The 16500-nt window shown below is 59.5% G+C and carries 14 protein-coding genes; 5 read left to right on the top strand and 9 right to left on the bottom strand.

All coding sequences use genetic code 11. The features are described from left to right. Positions 1-43: 43 nt before the first annotated feature. Together AC3IUF_RS24105 and tadA are read left to right on the top strand one after the other, a co-directional pair. On the top strand, positions 44-1420 hold the full coding sequence (locus AC3IUF_RS24105) for a multicopper oxidase family protein (RefSeq protein WP_489279511.1): 1377 nt from the start codon (positions 44-46) through the stop codon (positions 1418-1420). Next, positions 1420-1920 carry a tRNA adenosine(34) deaminase TadA gene (tadA, locus tag AC3IUF_RS24100; protein WP_007916815.1) on the top strand — a complete coding sequence of 167 codons (501 nt, stop codon included), beginning with the start codon at positions 1420-1422 and terminating at the stop codon, positions 1918-1920. The genes AC3IUF_RS24105 and tadA overlap by 1 nt, the downstream gene beginning before the upstream one ends. Before the next feature lie 264 nt (positions 1921-2184). Here the strand turns inward: tadA and cmoB are convergent, their stop codons facing one another. From cmoB to lon, 5 genes are all read right to left on the bottom strand, one after another. Further along, positions 2185-3141: a tRNA 5-methoxyuridine(34)/uridine 5-oxyacetic acid(34) synthase CmoB gene (cmoB, locus tag AC3IUF_RS24095; RefSeq protein ID WP_122599061.1), complete on the bottom strand. Its 957-nt coding sequence runs from the start codon at positions 3139-3141 to the stop codon at positions 2185-2187. Further along, complete coding sequence (cmoA, locus tag AC3IUF_RS24090; protein WP_007916813.1) at positions 3138-3881, bottom strand: carboxy-S-adenosyl-L-methionine synthase CmoA; 744 nt, start codon at positions 3879-3881, stop codon at positions 3138-3140. Before cmoA ends, cmoB begins: the two co-directional genes overlap by 4 nt. A gap of 201 nt (positions 3882-4082) precedes the next feature. After that, positions 4083-4721 carry a lysoplasmalogenase gene (locus AC3IUF_RS24085; protein ID WP_177321078.1) on the bottom strand — a complete coding sequence of 213 codons (639 nt, stop codon included), beginning with the start codon at positions 4719-4721 and terminating at the stop codon, positions 4083-4085. A gap of 2 nt (positions 4722-4723) precedes the next feature. Continuing rightward, positions 4724-5116 (bottom strand): protease inhibitor I42 family protein, encoded by a 393-nt coding sequence (locus AC3IUF_RS24080; protein ID WP_007916811.1) that lies wholly within the window; start codon positions 5114-5116, stop codon positions 4724-4726. 265 nt (positions 5117-5381) lie between these two features. Continuing rightward, positions 5382-7799, bottom strand: a complete 2418-nt coding sequence (lon, locus tag AC3IUF_RS24075; protein ID WP_007916809.1) for an endopeptidase La — start codon at positions 7797-7799, stop codon at positions 5382-5384. Between the two features lie 644 nt (positions 7800-8443). Here lon and AC3IUF_RS24070 point away from each other — a divergent pair. Then, positions 8444-9586 (top strand): IS481 family transposase, encoded by a 1143-nt coding sequence (locus tag AC3IUF_RS24070; protein WP_489278862.1) that lies wholly within the window; start codon positions 8444-8446, stop codon positions 9584-9586. A gap of 234 nt (positions 9587-9820) precedes the next feature. Here the strand turns inward: AC3IUF_RS24070 and AC3IUF_RS24065 are convergent, their stop codons facing one another. After that, positions 9821-10273 (bottom strand): RNA-binding protein, encoded by a 453-nt coding sequence (locus tag AC3IUF_RS24065; RefSeq protein WP_007916808.1) that lies wholly within the window; start codon positions 10271-10273, stop codon positions 9821-9823. A 538-nt stretch (positions 10274-10811) separates the two neighbouring features. Here AC3IUF_RS24065 and AC3IUF_RS24060 point away from each other — a divergent pair. Further along, positions 10812-11000: a hypothetical protein gene (locus AC3IUF_RS24060; RefSeq protein ID WP_007916807.1), complete on the top strand. Its 189-nt coding sequence runs from the start codon at positions 10812-10814 to the stop codon at positions 10998-11000. A 65-nt stretch (positions 11001-11065) separates the two neighbouring features. On the opposite strand, the gene AC3IUF_RS24055 is transcribed toward AC3IUF_RS24060, so the two are convergent. From AC3IUF_RS24055 to AC3IUF_RS24045, 3 genes are all read right to left on the bottom strand, one after another. Beyond that, complete coding sequence (locus AC3IUF_RS24055) at positions 11066-11431, bottom strand: DUF6124 family protein (protein ID WP_007916806.1); 366 nt, start codon at positions 11429-11431, stop codon at positions 11066-11068. Positions 11432-11955: 524 nt separating this feature from the next. Then, on the bottom strand, positions 11956-14367 hold the full coding sequence (locus AC3IUF_RS24050) for a glucose/quinate/shikimate family membrane-bound PQQ-dependent dehydrogenase (protein ID WP_123376526.1): 2412 nt from the start codon (positions 14365-14367) through the stop codon (positions 11956-11958). 239 nt (positions 14368-14606) lie between these two features. Next, a complete protein-coding gene (locus AC3IUF_RS24045) occupies positions 14607-15968 on the bottom strand; it encodes a carbohydrate porin (protein ID WP_489279508.1) in 1362 nt (453 codons plus the stop codon). Positions 15969-16268: 300 nt separating this feature from the next. Between AC3IUF_RS24045 and AC3IUF_RS24040 the strand changes: the two genes are divergently transcribed. After that, positions 16269-16499 (top strand): VF530 family protein, encoded by a 231-nt coding sequence (locus AC3IUF_RS24040; RefSeq protein WP_007916799.1) that lies wholly within the window; start codon positions 16269-16271, stop codon positions 16497-16499. The last annotated feature ends 1 nt before the right edge of the window (position 16500 follow it).

Below are 16500 nucleotides of genomic sequence, written 5' to 3'. Positions count from 1 at the left end.
AGGCTTTCAGGGCCTGCTGCTGATACGTGAGGTAGTTGAGTTCATGTCCTTTACCCGTCGCCAAATCCTCGGTGGCCTGGCCGGTCTTGTTGTCGTTGGTGTCGGGGCGGGGGGCGCGTCGCGTTATTGGCTCGGCAAAATGGCCGACGCCGAGGCGGGCCATGACTATGAACTGATCGCCGCACCGCTGGACGTCGAATTGGTGCCGGGGCACAAGACCGAGGCCTGGGCATTCGGCCCGTCGGCGCCTGGCACCGAGTTGCGTGTACGCCAGGGTGAATGGCTGCGGGTACGTTTCATCAACCACTTGCCGGTGGCGACGACCATTCACTGGCACGGCATTCGTCTGCCGCTGGAAATGGACGGCGTGCCGTACGTGTCGCAGCTGCCGGTGTTGCCGGGCGAGTACTTCGACTATAAGTTCCGCGTGCCGGATGCCGGCAGTTACTGGTATCACCCGCACGTCAGCAGCAGCGAAGAGCTCGGGCGCGGGCTGGTCGGGCCGTTGATCATCGAAGAGCGCGAGCCGACCGGTTTCAAGTACGAAAAGACCTTGAGCCTGAAGAACTGGCACATCGATGACGAAGGCAATTTTGTCGAATTCAGTATTCCCCGTGAAGCGGCGCGTGGCGGTACGGCGGGGCGCTTGTCGACCATCAACGGTGTGCCGACCCCGGTGATCGAACTGCCGGCCGGGCAGATCACCCGGGTGCGTTTGCTCAACCTCGACAACACGCTGACTTATCGCATCAACATTCCCGGCGTCGAAGCGCAGATCTATGCGCTGGACGGCAACCCGATCGAACCGCGCCCGTTGGGCAAGGAATACTGGCTCGGCCCGGGGATGCGTATTTGTCTGGCGATCAAGGCGCCGGCGGCGGGCGAAGAATTGTCGCTGCGCAACGGTCCGGTACGTCTGGGCACCCTGCGTTCGGTGGCCAATACCGACGCGCCGAGCGACTGGCCAAAAGCGCTGCCGGCCAACCCGGTGGCAGAGCCGGACCTGGCCAATGCCGAGAAACTCAACTTCAATTTCGAATGGGTCGGCTCAGTGTCGGTCAACGTCGACAATGGCCGGCCGCCGAGCCTGTGGCAGATCAACGGCAAGGCCTGGGACATCACCGACAAGACCTGCGCTGACCGACCGATTGCCAGCCTGAAACTGGGGCAGAGTTACATCTTCGAATTGAAGAACATGACCCAGTATCAGCACCCGATCCACCTGCACGGCATGAGTTTCAAGGTGATCGCGTCGAACCGGCACAAGATTATTCCGTACTTCACCGACACCTATCTGCTGGGCAAGAACGAGCGCGCGCAAGTGGCGCTGGTGGCCGATAATCCGGGGGTGTGGATGTTCCATTGCCACGTGATCGACCACATGGAAACCGGCCTGATGGCCGCCATCGAGGTGAAGTGATGCGCCAGATTCGCCCCGCGGCCATCATCGACCGCAGCCGTGACCAAGACTTCATGCGTGAAGCGCTGACCCTCGCTGCACAAGGCGCAGCCCTCGGCGAAGTGCCGGTGGGGGCAGTGTTGGTGCAGGACGGCGAGATTATCGGGCGCGGCTTCAATTGCCCGATCAGCACCAGCGACCCGAGTGCCCATGCAGAAATGGTCGCCATCCGTGCGGCGGCGCAGGCGGTGGATAACTATCGCCTGCCGGGTAGCACGCTGTATGTGACGCTGGAGCCGTGCAGTATGTGCGCAGGCTTGATCGTGCATTCGCGGGTGGCGCGGGTGGTGTATGGCGCGCTGGAGCCGAAGGCGGGGATTGTGCAGAGTCAGGGGCAGTTTTTTACCCAGGGTTTTCTCAACCATCGAGTGCTATATGAAGGCGGGGTTTTGGCCGAAGAGTGTGGCGCCGTGCTGACCGAATTCTTCCGTGCTCGCCGAGCAAAAAGCCCCTCACCCTAACCCTCTCCCAGAGGGAGAGGGGACTGACCGAGCTGGATGGGCGAGGTCCGTCGACCTGAGACTCCGAGTCGAACTCAAGTCTTGAAAAGCTCAACGATCAGCCCCCTCTCCTTGGGGAGAGGGGACTGACCGAGCTGGATGGGCGAGGTCCGTCGACCTGAGATTCCGAGTCGAACTCAAGTGTTGAAAAGCTCAATGATCAGCTCCCTCTCCTTGGGGAGAGGGCTGGGGTGAGGGGTGGGCTCACCGCGGTGATTGGTCGGATTACTTCTTCGCGACAATCACCGCGCGCATCGGCGCCGGCAATCCTTCGATGGTTTTGCTGTGGTCCTCGGGATCAAGGAAATCACTCAGCGACTGATACTTCATCCACTCAGTCCCGCGCTGTTCTTCCACCGTTGTCGTGCTCACATCCACGCAGCGAATATCGCTGAACCCGGCACGACGCAACCACAACTCCAGCGCCGGCACCGACGGCAGGAACCACACGTTACGCATCTGCGCGTAACGGTCTTCCGGCACCAGCACTTGATGCTTGTCGCCTTCCACCACCAACGTTTCCAGCACCAGTTCACCGCCCTTGACCAGGCAATCCTTCAGCGCCAGCAAGTGCTCGATCGGCGAGCGACGGTGATAGAACACGCCCATCGAAAACACGGTGTCGAAGCCTTCCAGGTTCGGCGGCAGGTCTTCGAACGGGAACGGCAGGTGCCAGGCATTCGGCTCGGACAGGTAACGCTGCACCGCCTGGAACTGGCAGAAGAACAGCCAGTTCGGGTCGACACCGATCACGCTGTTCGCGCCGGCGCCGAGCATGCGCCACATGTAGTAGCCGTTGCCGCAGCCGACATCGAGGATGCGTTTGCCTTTCAAATCCAGATGCGGGGCGACGCGCGACCATTTCCAGTCCGAGCGCCATTCAGTGTCGACGTGCACGCCGAACAGATCGAACGGCCCTTTGCGCCACGGCGACAAACCCATCAATGCAGTACGCATCTGCGCACGGGTTTCGTCGTCGCAATCGGTGTCGAGTTTCAGGCCATTGAGCAGATCGATTTCGCTCGGCTGAATTTTCGGCAAGGCATCCAGCGCACTTTGCCAGCGCTCCAGGTCGCCGTGACCTTTCTCCATTTTCTTGTCGAGTTGCGCCTGCAGGGTGTTGGCCCATTCGGCCAGCGGCGTGCCGGCCAGACGACGGGCGAGGGGGGACAGATCAATCATGGCAAGGCAATCAACGAGGCAAAGTTAAGACACTGGAACCACGGCACGACTTTCGAGAACCCGGCGGCCAACAGGCGTTCGCGGTGTTCTTCGAGGCTGTCGGGCTTCATGACGTTTTCGATGGCGCTGCGTTTCTGGGCAATCTCCAGTTCGCTGTAGCCGTTGGCGCGTTTGAAGGCGACGTGCAGATCGGTGAGCAGCGCGTGTTCTTCGGCATCGTTGAAGCGCAGCTTCTCCGAGAGGATCAGCGCGCCGCCCGGCAGCAGCGATTGGCGAATGCGCGAGAGCAACGCGGTACGCTGATCCGGGGCGATAAATTGCAGGGTGAAGTTCAGTGCCACCACCGAAGCAGGCTGAAAGTCGAGGGCGAGGATGTCGCCTTCAATCACTTCGACCGGCAGCAACTCCTGGAACATCGAATCCTGACCGTTGAGGTATTCGCGGCAGCGTTCGACCATCGCGGCAGAGTTATCCACAGCGATCACCCGGCAGCCGTCGGTGCGCACGTGACGACGCAAGGCCTGAGTCACTGCACCCAGCGATGAACCGAGGTCGTAGAGCACGCTGTTCGGCTGGGCGAACTGTGCGGCGAGCACACCGAGGTTTTCGACGATGGTCGGGTAACCCGGCACCGAGCGCTTGATCATGTCCGGGAACACCCGCACCACGTCTTCATTGAAGGCGAAGTCAGGCACCTGGGCCAAAGGCTTGGCGAAAATACGATCGGGTTCTTTGCTCACGGCGGTTCCGGCGGTGTAAATGGAAAGGCCGGCATTTTAGCCAAAAGGGCGCGGGGATGCTTGGGTTGTCTGATAAAGCGTTTTTTTTGCCAGTGATCGTTCCCACGCTCTGCGTGGGAATGCCGCCCCGGACGCTCCGCGTCCCTGCGCAAATGACGCAGAGCGTCACAGGATGCATTCCCACGCGGAGCGTGGGAACGATCAGATCCGTTTGGTCTGGGAGAAAGCGGAGGCCGCAATGCCCCACTGGCCCAGCCAGTAGCTGAGGATGATGACGTATGGCGCGGCGTGGAATGGCGATACGAAGCGATCAATACCGATCACGCTGTCCGAGAACACAAACGCCAGCGCACCGCCCGCCGCTAGCAACGCCGAGCGTTTCGGCACATCGGTGCCCAAACGGGCCAGTGCGCGCCAGAGCATCGCGCTGATCGCCGTGCCATAAACAATCACCGGCACCAGCAATGGCCCAAGACCGCTGGAAATCAGAAGACCTAGCAGCATCGCGCCAACACCGAGGGCGAGCACCAGCGGCAACACCGCCAGACGCTTGCAGTCACTCAGATAAGCCTTCAGATAAGCCAGATGCGCAACCAGAAACGCGCCGAGGCCAAACACGAACAGATCGCCCGGCCACGCCAGCAACACATCACCCAGCAACGAGAAAATCAGACCGAGACTGATCCAGCGCCGATAGTCACTGGGTGGCGCGTCGTGCAGCCAGCCGAGCAATGCCAGCACCGGCAACGGTTTGACCAACAAGCACAGCAACGCCGCATGGGTGCTGACACCGTAGAGAAACGTCACCGCGCCCATCAGCGCCAGAATCAGCCAGCCCACGATCAATTTACCGAAATGGCGCAGTCAAAGGTTTCCACTGGCAGCACTTCCGGTGCCCACGGTTGTTGTGAAGTCAGGCGCAGGCGCCCGGTGCCGGGGGCGAAGGCCTGGAAGCGCCAGGTCGATAAACCCGCTGCGCCGACCACGCCAGCGTCTTCCGGATTGCTGTAGACCTCGGGGCTAAGTGCACGCAGTACACCGCCAGCGGAATCCTGAATCGCCCAGCGATAACCCGTGGTCGGGTTGCTTGGCAGCATGATGATGAGGTTTTGCCCGTTAGTGAGCCGCACCGGGCATTCGCTTTGTTTTTCCACGGTCACGTTGTGTTTCGGTTGCGTGGCGCACGCGGCCAGCAATGAAAGGGCGAGGGGGAGAAACAGGCGAGTGGGGGACATAAGGTCAGTGGCTCCGGGTGTTCACGACGAACGGCGAGCATAACTGAAGATGAGACAAAGTGTGACAGTGCCAAGCCCTCGCCCTAGCCCTCTCCCAAAGGGAGAGGGGACTGACCGGGGGATATTGGTGAGGTACGCCGACCTGAACGTGCGTCAGCGAATCCATAATCGACCCGGTGTTTCAGGTCGGCGCATAGCGCAAGACCGCTCGGTTGGCTCCCTCTCCTGGGGGAGAGGGCTGGGGTGAGGGGCTACAGGCTACCGGTCAGAACAGGATCTTCGCCACATCGGCAAACTTCTTCGCAAAGTGCACCGTAATCCCTTCCTTCAGATAATCCGGCAATTCCTCAAAATTCCCCCGATTCGGCTCCGGCAAAATCAATTCGAAAATCTTCTGCCGCCGCGCCGCAATCACCTTCTCACGCACCCCGCCAATCGGCAGCACATGCCCGGTCAGGGTCAATTCGCCAGTCATCGCCACGCCTTTCTTCGGCGGTTGATTACGTGCAAGCGAGAGCAGGGCGCTGGCCATGGTCACGCCGGCGCTCGGGCCGTCCTTCGGTGTCGCGCCTTCCGGTACGTGCAGGTGGACGAAGGCTTCGTCGAAGAACTTCGCGTCACCGCCGAATTGCTTCAGATGCGAACTGACGTAGCTGTAGGCGATCTCTGCCGATTCCTTCATCACATCACCCAGTTGCCCGGTGAGCTTGAAGCCACGGTTAAGCGTGTGAATCCGCGTCGCTTCGATCGGCAAGGTCGCGCCGCCCATGCTGGTCCACGCCAGACCGGTAATCACGCCGGTGCCGGACAGCACTTGCTCGTTGCGGAACACCGGATGGCCGAGTGACGCTTCAAGGTCTTTCGGCCCGAGTTTGATCACCGCTTTCGGCTCGTCAATCAGCTTCATCACTGCTTTGCGCACCAGTTTGCCCATTTGCTTCTCGAGCTGGCGCACCCCGGCTTCACGGGCGTAACCGTCGATCAAGGCTTTGAGCGCGCTGTCGCTGATGCTCAGGCTGCCCTTGGACACGCCGGCCTTTTCCAGCAGTTTTGGCCACAGGTGACGCTTGGCGATGGCGACTTTTTCTTCGGTGATGTAGCCCGACAGACGAATCACTTCCATGCGGTCGAGCAACGGGCCGGGGATCGAATCGAGGGTGTTGGCGGTGCAGACGAACAGGACTTTCGACAGGTCCATGCGCAGGTCGAGGTAGTGGTCGAGGAATTCGACGTTCTGCTCCGGGTCGAGGGTTTCCAGCAGTGCCGAGGCCGGGTCGCCCTGGTAGCTCTGGCCCATCTTGTCGATCTCGTCGAGCATGATCACCGGGTTCATCACTTCGACGTCTTTCAACGCCTGCACCAGTTTGCCCGGCTGCGCGCCGATGTAGGTGCGACGGTGTCCCTTGATCTCGGCTTCGTCGCGCATACCGCCGAGGCTGAAGCGGTAGAACGGCCGGCCGAGGGATTCGGCGATGGATTTGCCGACGCTGGTTTTACCTACGCCCGGCGGGCCGACCAGCAGCACGATGGAACCGCTGATCTCGCCTTTATAAGCACCGACGGCGAGGAATTCGAGGATGCGGTCCTTGATGTCGTCCAGGCCCGCGTGGTGTTTGTCGAGAATTTTGCGCGCGTGCTTGAGGTCGAGTTTGTCCTCGCCGTACACGCCCCACGGCACCGAGGTCGCCCAGTCGAGGTAGTTGCGGGTGACCGCGTATTCCGGCGAACCGGTCTCAAGGATCGACAGCTTGTTCATTTCTTCTTCGAGGCGCTTCTGCACCTGCGCCGGCAGGACTTTGCCTTCGAGGCGTTGCTCGAACTGTTCGAGGTCGGCGCTGCGGTCGTCCTTGGTCAGGCCGAGTTCCTGCTGGATAACCTTGAGTTGTTCCTTGAGGAAGAACTCGCGCTGATGCTCGCCGATCTTGCGGTTAACTTCTGCCGAGATCTCTTTTTGCAGGCGCGCGACTTCGACTTCCTTGCGCAGCATCGGCAGGACTTTTTCCATGCGCTTGAGCATCGGCACGCAGTCGAGCACGCCTTGCAGTTCGGGGCCGGTGGCGGAGGTCAGGGCGGCGGCGAAGTCGGTCAGCGGCGACGGGTCGTTGGGGCTGAAGCGGTTGAGGTAGTTTTTCAGCTCTTCGCTGTACAGCGGGTTGAGCGGCAACAGCTCTTTGATCGCGTTGATCAGCGCCATGCCGTAGGCCTTGACCTCGTCGGTCGGCTCGGTGGGCTGGTGCGGGTATTCGACTTCGACCAGATACGGTGGGCGATGGTGTTTCAGCCAGGTCTTGATGCGTACGCGGCTGAGGCCTTGGGCGACGAATTGCAGTTTGCCGTTCTCGCGGCTGGCGTGGTGGACTTTGACCAGGGTGCCGTATTGCGGCAGGGCGCCGGTGTCGAAGTGGCGCGGGTCTTCCTGGGGCGTGTCCATGAAGAACAGGGCCAGGGAATGGTGTTCGGATTTACTGACCAGTTCGAGGGTTTCGGCCCAGGGTTCTTCGTTGACGATGACCGGCAGGACTTGGGCCGGGAAGAACGGGCGGTTGTGGATCGGGATGATGTAGACCTTGTCCGGCAGGTTCTGGCCGGGCAGGGCGAGGCCTTTGCCGCTGGAGGTGTGTTCGATGTGTTCGGCTTCGGTGTAGTCGTCGGGGTTTTCCGGGAATTCTTGCTGGTCGCTCATGGGGCACCTGCGCAATGGGGTATGGGTCTTAGATGGGGCAGGGTTTGGGTGGTTTCAATGGCGGGGGATGTTTCTGCTTGTGTGTTCAGGGTTTTGACAGGGTTCACGCTTTTGACTTGGCGGCCTTTGGGCCGACCATGCTCTTTGGGGTTTTGGGTGTATATCCGTTTCTTCGGTAACGGCGGCTTAGGGTTTCGCCCTGACGGCGACTCACTTTTTTGACAAACGCCTCAAAAAAGTAAGCAAAAAAACGCTTGCTCCTACGTGCGGCCCGCTCGCTGGGGCTCGGGGTTCCTTCGCTCCGGGATCGATCCGGGCGCAGCGCCTACGGTTTGCTTCGCTGCACCTCCTCTCGCTGTGTTTGGCTGCGCCAAACGGTCGCTGCGCTCCCACGCCCGGATCAATCCCGCCGCTCAGCCTTCCGACGTCGCCTGTGGATCAAGATCAAGATCAAGAGCAGGCGAGCTGACACTCGGCCTATTGAGTGGTGAAGAGCACGGCGCGCATGGCTTTGGTTTTTGTGGTGCTCTTGCCCCTCACCCCAGCCCTCTCCCTGTATGTACCGGAGACATGGTGGACAGGTGTTCGGAGACATGGTGGACACATTTTAATAGACACATTGCTTATCGCGAAGGAGATGGCCTGTGTCTTGGGAAGAGGTGTCCACCGTGCAGCTTCGTTCAGAATTCGTGCTGTTGGCTCGGCAAGAAGGGGCCAATGTTCGGCAGCTTTGCCGTCGATTCAATATCAGCCCAAGCACTGCCTACAAATGGCTCAACAGGTTTGAAAACCTCGGTGCTCAAGGGTTGATCGATCAGTCTCGACGACCGAAGACGTCACCCAAACGCTGCGCTGATGAGGTTGAGCAGCAGATTTTGACCGTGAGTCAGGAGTACGCCGCTTGGGGCGCTCGCAAGCTCAAGCGCGTGTTGGAAGACGACGGCAAAGTGATGCCCTCTGTCAGCACCGTGCATGCGGTTTTACAGCGTCATTCGCGCGTTGATCCAAAGGCTGCCGAGGTCAAACCGTTTATCCGGTTCGAGCACGAGGCGCCCAACGATCTTTGGCAGATCGACTTCAAAGGCCATATCAGCCTGAAACACGGACGTTGCCATCCGCTGACGATACTGGACGATCACTCACGGTTCTCACTGTGCATCGCTGCGTGCGCCAATGAGCAGCGCCGAACCGTCCAGGAGCAACTAATGCGGGCCTTTCGGCGCTACGGTCTGCCTCTGCGCATGACGATGGACAACGGTTCGCCATGGGGTGACCAGACCGGCGTTTATACCGCGCTGGAGGTCTGGCTGATGAGCCAGGGCATCAAGGTCGGCCACTCCCGACCTTATCACCCGCAAACCCAGGGAAAGCTGGAGCGCTTCCACCGCAGTCTGAAAAGGGAAGTCCTGCAAGGCCAACTCTTCATCGATCTGGACGATGCACAACGGGCGTTTGATATCTGGCGTGATATCTACAACCAGAAGCGCCCGCATCAAGCGCTGGACATGCAGGTTCCTGCTACTCGCTACAGCAGCAGCCCACGGGAATACCAGGAGCAACCAGCGGCACCTGAGTACGACGATGGGGATGTGGTCAGGAAGGTTCAGGTGAAAGGAGAGATCTACTGGAGGAACCGTGAATACTCAGTTGGAAAGGCTTTTCACGGGAGGTCAGTAGCTATCCGGGAAACGACGGAGGACGGCATCCACGATGTCTACTGGAGTAGACATCGTATCGCCCGAATCGACTTGAACTTGCAGATCGTGACGGCAGGTAAGAAGATCTAAAACCGTCCACTATGTCTCCGAACATGTGTCCACCATGTCTCCGGTACATACACTCCCGAGGGAGAGGGGGCCGATTTGTGGGCATTTCAGAATCTGAGTTCGACTCGATATTTCACGTCGGCGTAGCTCGCCCAAACACCTCCGTCAGTCCCCTCTCCCTCCGGGAGAGGGTTAGGGGAGGGGCTTTTGATTTTACGTTCTGCATTTGGGTACGGGGTTACCTGACCAAGGTCGTTACAAAGGCCAGGTCAGTTCCTGGAGCAGAAAGAACCCGTTGCAGGTGAGTTCACGTGTGTCATCCGTGTAGCGTGCCTTGCCGAAAAGTTCGAAGTCTTTGAAGTCATATCGGTAGAGGTTGGGGTTGAGCTTGGTGACTGCGATAGTTGAAGAGGACTCTGTTTTAAATTCATAAAACTGGATACCCCGGCCTGTAACGACTCTTTCAGAGTAGGCAGGTGTAGATGGCTTTAGCAGGTCGCGAAGTGAAACGGAAAAAGTTCGTTCGCTCGATAAGCCTTTTTTGTGACCGAAATCAAAGTAATACCCCCCTAACGGGTTGAATGACACAGAAGTGGCTTTGGTCCTGTAGCTGGTCAGATCTAAATACGTACCGCTGATAGTGCCTTTCACATCAATATCAAGAACACCGACGGCGAAGACTGCTGGGAATGCTTTTGAAGTTGTCATAGGGGGCTTCCTCGATTGATTGAGTTGGAGAAGGAAGTCTGAGAGAAACGGCATAACCTGTTAACTGTCATATCTGACAGGTTTTTATGCCTATTCGTGATGATGCCCTATGAGACGAGTTATATAGGACGCGCAAGATAATCCGGTGGCGGGGAGGGCCGCTTGCGAATGTGACCTGACAGCCGACCGTTTTCTAGCTAAATGCGCTCAATCCGACTATGGGCGAGCCTGCTCGCGGACGCGGTGTGTCAGGCACCGTAGATGTTGAATATGCTGACGCCTTCGCGAGCAAGCTCGCTCCCACAGGTTATTTCGGGTGCTTCTGAAATAGCGTGCACAAATAAGGCGATGCCTCTCGACAGTCATCTGCAATCTGACGGTTAACTCATAGATCAAAATTCATTGCGGTTTATTTCGAAGCGGTCTTGGGCCCCTGTAATTTCTGACAGTAGACACGTTGCCCGGTCGATCCGAGATTAACCAGGCGTCTTCAGGCAGGGCGGCGCATGCCGATTTACGGACTTAAAGGAATCCAGCCATGAGTTATACCGATACGAGTTACGAGGGCTGCACTATTCGCGAATACTCCCCTGACACCCCGGGTCTGCGTTATCGGGTGATCTATAGCGCGACGGATGAGAGTTTGTTGCTTGAGACTCGCAAACAGGCCGAGCAATTGATCATTGAGCGATTGCGGTTGATGAAAAACGGAGGGAAAGCTTCTTGAGTCAGCCGGGCTAACGCTCACCTGTGCAGGAGCAGCCTGCGGCAGCTCCTGCACCGGGTGGTTTGTCAGGTATTTGCGGGGATTTCGTGGTTATCCAGCACGCGGTTCACCGCCAGTTCGGCGAGCATGATGATCTGCTGAATGACCAGGATCGTGCGCCGCTGTGGCAGGTCGATGTAGGCGGCGATGTCGCTGGTCATGAGGCTGGCCTGGGCCAGTGATTCGCAGGCGTGGACCAGCAGGCTTTCGCTGTCCTGCTCGGGGGCGACCTGGAACATGGTGCTGGGTTTGTGGAAGCGCAGGGTTAAGGCGTTGGGTTTGAGGTAGTGGTCTAGGGCGCGTTCGGCGGCTTCGTGGAATTTCTTGGAATCGGGGGATTCGTAGGGCGAGGTGTCATCGGTTTCTGGCGGATTGGGTGTTGGCTTTTTCATGGTGACGCTCCGAATGATAAGTGGGGCTGTCACTCTCAATCACCGCGACGCGACGGAGGGTGGCAGCTGTACGCAGGTTCGCGGACCGAGCCATTCGGCAATCTCGGCATACCCAAAGGTATCCCGCGCACAGCCACCATCAAACCAAACTAAAAGCACCTGAGCGCTCCAGTTTGGGCCGGCGATTATGCATCAAATCGAATGAACTGCTCGGGCCGCGACGCCCGTTCGCTGAATTTGCAGCGACCCCCCGAGCCTATCCAGCCGATTTCCGAGGCACAACCGACGCGACTTGTCGGAAAACTCCGCGCCACTTTCAACGTCTGTAGGACGAGTACCTTTCCCACAGATCAACGCATTTCAACCTGTAGGAGCTGCCGAAGGCTGCGATCTTTTGATCTGGCTTTTAAAAAACGAAGTCAAAAGATCGCAGCCTTCGGCAGCTCCTACATGGGTGTTTGGCGTGCACAAAAAAGGCGATGCCCCTTGCGGGACATCGCCTTTATTTTTACCGCCGCTAAATCTTATTCCGGCAGTTTGTACGCAATCACGTAGTCACCCATTTTGGTGCCCAGCGAGCCGTGACCGCCGACAACCAGCAGCACGTATTGCTTGCCGTCCTTGCCGGTGTAGGTCATCGGAGTCGCTTGGCCACCTGCCGGCAGACGCGATTTCCACAGCTCTTTACCGCTGTTCACGTCGTACGCGCGCAGGTACTGGTCGAGGGTGCCGCTGAGGAAGCCGACGCCGCCAGCGGTGACCATCGAGCCACCCATGCTAGGCACGCCCAAGGTGAAGCCGATCGGAATTGGCGAGCTGTCGCGGCTGGTGCCGTTTTTGCGTTTCCACACGACTTTGCTGGTGGTCAGGTCGATACCGGCAACGTAACCCCAGGCCGGGGCCTGGCACGGTACGCCGAACGGCGACATGAACGGGTGCATGATCACCGCGTAAGGGGCGCCGGTATTTGGCTGCACGCCAGCGGTCTCGCTTTCGCGTTTGCTGCCGGCGGCGACTTGCTCGCGTGGCACCATTTTCGAAACGAAAGCCATGTAGTTCGGGCTGGTGAACAGCATTTGGCGAACCGGGTCGACCGAGACGCCGCCCCAGTTGAACACACCAACGTTACCCGGATAGATCAGGCTGCCCTGTTCCGATGGCGGGGTGTACTGGCCTTCATAACGCAGTTCCTTGAACTGGATGCGGCACAGCATCTGGTCGAACGGGCTCGCGCCCCACATGGCTTTTTCGGTCAGTTCCGGGGCCAGCAGGTTGAGGTCCGAACGGGCCTGGGTCGGTGCGGTGTGGTCGCCTTTCACGGCGCCTTGCGGTACCGGGATTTCCTTGATCGGAATGATCGGCGTGCCGTCACGACGGTCGAGGACGTACAGGCTGCCCTGCTTGGTCGGGGCGATCAGCGCAGGTTTCACGCCATCGGCGGTTTTCATGTCGAGCAGGGTTGGCTGGCTGCCAACGTCCATGTCCCACAGGTCGTGGTGAGTGAACTGGTAGTTCCAGCGCACTTTACCGGTGGCCAGGTCCAGGGCTACAACGCCGGCGCTGAATTTCTCGGCGCCCGGGGTGCGGTCAGCGCCCCACTGGTCTGGGGTCTGGTTGCCCAGTGGCAGGTAAACCATGCCGAGTTTTTCGTCGACACTGGCCAGCGACCACATGTTCGCCGAGTTGCGGCTGTAGGTTTCACCCGGTGCCAAAGGCTCGGTGGCGTCTGGCTTGTCGCTGTCCCAGTTCCATACGAGGTGACCGTCGCGCACGTCGAAAGCGCGGATCACGCCCGATGGCTCGTTGGTCGATTCGTTGTCGGTCACGTGACCGCCCATGATCACCAGATCACGAGTGATCGCGGCCGGCGAGGTGGAGTAGTAGCCGCCAGCGGTGAACGGGCCGATGCCTTGGGTCAGGTCAACCACGCCTTTGTTGCCGAAGCCTTCGCAGATTTTGCCGGTGTCGGCATTCAGTGCGATCAGGCGAGCATCAGCGGTTGGCAGGTACAGACGACGCGGGCAGGCCTGAGCAACGGCTTTGCCGGCTTCGGAAATCACCGCCGAGGCGGCGTTTTCAGTTTTCGCATAAGCAGCTTCGTCGTAGTACGACACGCCACGGCAAGTCATGTGGGCGAAGCCTTTGAAGCCGACCGGGCTCTTGATCTGCGGGTCGAAGCGCCACAGTTCTTTGCCGGTGTCCGGGTCCAGGGCCAACACTTTGCTGTGCGCGGTGCAGGCGTAGATCATGCCGTTGGCTTTCAGCGGGGTGTTTTCGTTGGTCAGCTCGACCGGGTCATCCGCGGTCGGCAGGTCGCCGGTCTGGATGCGCCAGGCTTCTTGCAGCTTGCCGACGTTGGCCGGGGTGATCTGCTTCAGCGGCGAGTAACGGTCACCGAACTCGGTACGGCCATAGGCCTGCCAGTCGCCATCAGGCATGGCTGGCGCAGTGCTGGTGGTGTCCGCCGTGTCGCGGCCCAGTTCGCCGAAGGTTTCGCCCGGGTGGGTGAACAGGCTGGCCAGAGCGGTAACGCCGGCCAGCACCACAGCGACGGTCAGACCGCCAGTGCCCATTGGCGCCGGGCCGTTCAGCAGCAGTGGACGACGGAACCACGGCAGCAACATCACGAAGCCGAGGACGAACCACAGGGCCAGACGTGGCACCAGCTGCCACCAGTCCAGACCGACTTCCCACAGCGCCCAAACGGTGCTGGCGAACAGAACGATGGCGTACAGGCCCAGCGCCGCGCGACGGCGCATCAGCATCAAAATGCCGGACAGCGCGATGCCGATACCGGCCAGCAGGTAGTACAGCGAGCCGCCGAGCATGCTCAGCTTGACCCCACCGGCCAACATGGCCAGGCCCATCAGTAGAAGCAGAATGCCGAGCAGGCTCGGTAGCAAACGGCCCCGACTCGAAGCACTTTCGGTGCTCATAGTGTGATTCTCCGTGACGTTTTATGTAGTCCCGCGCTGTAGTCACTTTAGATGACGATTTGGCACAGGCATGGTTCAGATAAAAACTTGTCTAGCTAACGAATTTTTCCGGATCCTTGTGGGAGCTGCGGTGCGACGATTCGACTTGCCAGCGATCGCGGTGCATCAGGCGACGTTGGTGTCGAATGTGAAATCGCTATCGCTGGCAAGCCAGCTCCCACAGGTTTCTTCAGTGTTTTCTAGAACGAGGACTGGATCTTGATCCCGCCGATCAGGGCGTCGTCGACGTCGTTCACGCCACCGGGGTGGCGGATGTATTGCAGGTTCGGGCGCACGGTCAGCCAGTTGGCTACGTGCACGCCGTAATACAGTTCGGCGCTGTATTCGGTGTCTTGCGGCGGCAGGAATGACGGATCGTCGTAGTCGTACACGGCGTTGGCGCGGTTGCTGGCTTCAGCATTTTTGCGGAAGGCCGGGTTGACGTGTACGCGGGCGAGGGCGAAACCGATGTCGTCCTTGGCGCGCGCATCGAACGGGCCTTTGTAGGTGATGCCGGCCTGGACGTAGTTGTCGATCGCGTTGGTTTTCTTGTCGTGCATCGTGCCGTTGGCGAACACGCTCAGGCCGCGCGAGTTGTCGCTGGCGACGCTGGTGATCTGCTGCTGAATACCCAGCCACACGCCGTGTTTGCTTGAGGCGCTGCGATAGGCTTCACCGCTCAGCGCTGCCGGCTGGCCTTGGCTGTCTTTATAGACGTCGCTGGCCTTGGCGTTGCTGTAGTAATAACCGGCGCGGTATTCGCCCGGCAGGCCGTTGAGTTTCGGCGTCCACACCAGTTCGATCGGCAGGATTGCGCCCTGGGTGCCGCTGCCGCTGAGTTTGAAGCCGTTGCCGCGATCGAGGTTCGACGGGTTCTGCTCGTAGGCGCCGACCTGTGCGTACAGCTCCGGGGTCAGGTGATATTTGACGCGCAGCGCCCATTGGCTGACCGGCCAGTTGTACCAGATGCCGCCGACCCAGTTGCCGACCTGCGAGCCGCAGAACGCCAGGTTCTGGAAGTCGCACGGAAAGCTGTTGAAGTCTTCGCCTTCGCCGAAACGGCCGACCTTGATGTCGAGTTTCTGATCGAAGAACTTCTGCTGGTACCACATCTGCGTCAGGCGTGTGGTCTGGCCACGGCCCCAGACTTCCTGGGCCGAGGTGAAACCACCGACGCGCGGATCGTTGATGCGGTCGTTGCTGATGTTGTTGCCGCTGCGTTTGGTGATGGTCAGTTGAAACTCGGCATCGTCCCAGCCGAGGATCTTTTGCAGGTCCAGGTGTGTGCCCAGGCCAAACTGATCGCTGTAACGCGCGGTGCGGTCATGGTCGTAGCCACCGTGCAGGTTGCTGCCCATTTCGCCGGTGTAATCGAGCTTGAAATCGTAGCCTTTTTCCGAGAGTTCGGTGCGCGTGCCGTTCCAGTCACCGAGCATGTACGGTGATTCACTGTCGAACGCGGGCGCCGCTTGCACGCAGCTGGCGAGGCCGAGGGCGGTACAGCCGCCAAGGGTGCGCAGGGTTAAGATAGCGCTGTCTCGGGAGAAGGAAAAATCGGGCATGGCTAAGTCTTTTTTTGGTGTTTTCGGGGTGCGAGCTGAGTGCTTCAATAAGTCGCAGGCAGTGAAGCGATTCAGCGGAAGGGCGGCAGGATAATGATCTGTTACAAAAACACAAAGGCCTTTTGTGAACATGCAGCGTTTCAGATTCGGTAACAGTGCGGCAAACGGGCGCATTGTCGGCCGGTTCGCAGCCTGCGATCTTTTCAGGTTGGCCTACATTTGAAGGTAGGCCTTCCACCCGATCACCCCCTCGGCTAAGGTGCGCGGCTTCTGCATTTTCACTTCGCCCAAAGGCCTGGCATGAACGAACAAACCCCCGATCCGCTGCACGGCGTCACCCTTGAACAGATTCTCAATGCGCTGGTGAGCCATTACGAATGGTCGGGGCTGGCCGAGCGCATTGATATTCGCTGCTTCAAGAGTGATCCGAGCATCAAGTCGAGCCTGACGTTTCTGCGCAAAACCCCGTGGGCGCGGGAGAAGGTCGAGCGCCTGTACGTTAAGTTGATGCGCACCAAGCGACCGCTCTGAA

It is taken from the genome of Pseudomonas sp. KH_040 (assembly GCF_057839305.1).
Note: the sequence above shows the minus strand (reverse complement) of the source record. Positions and strands in the feature narration are given on the sequence as shown.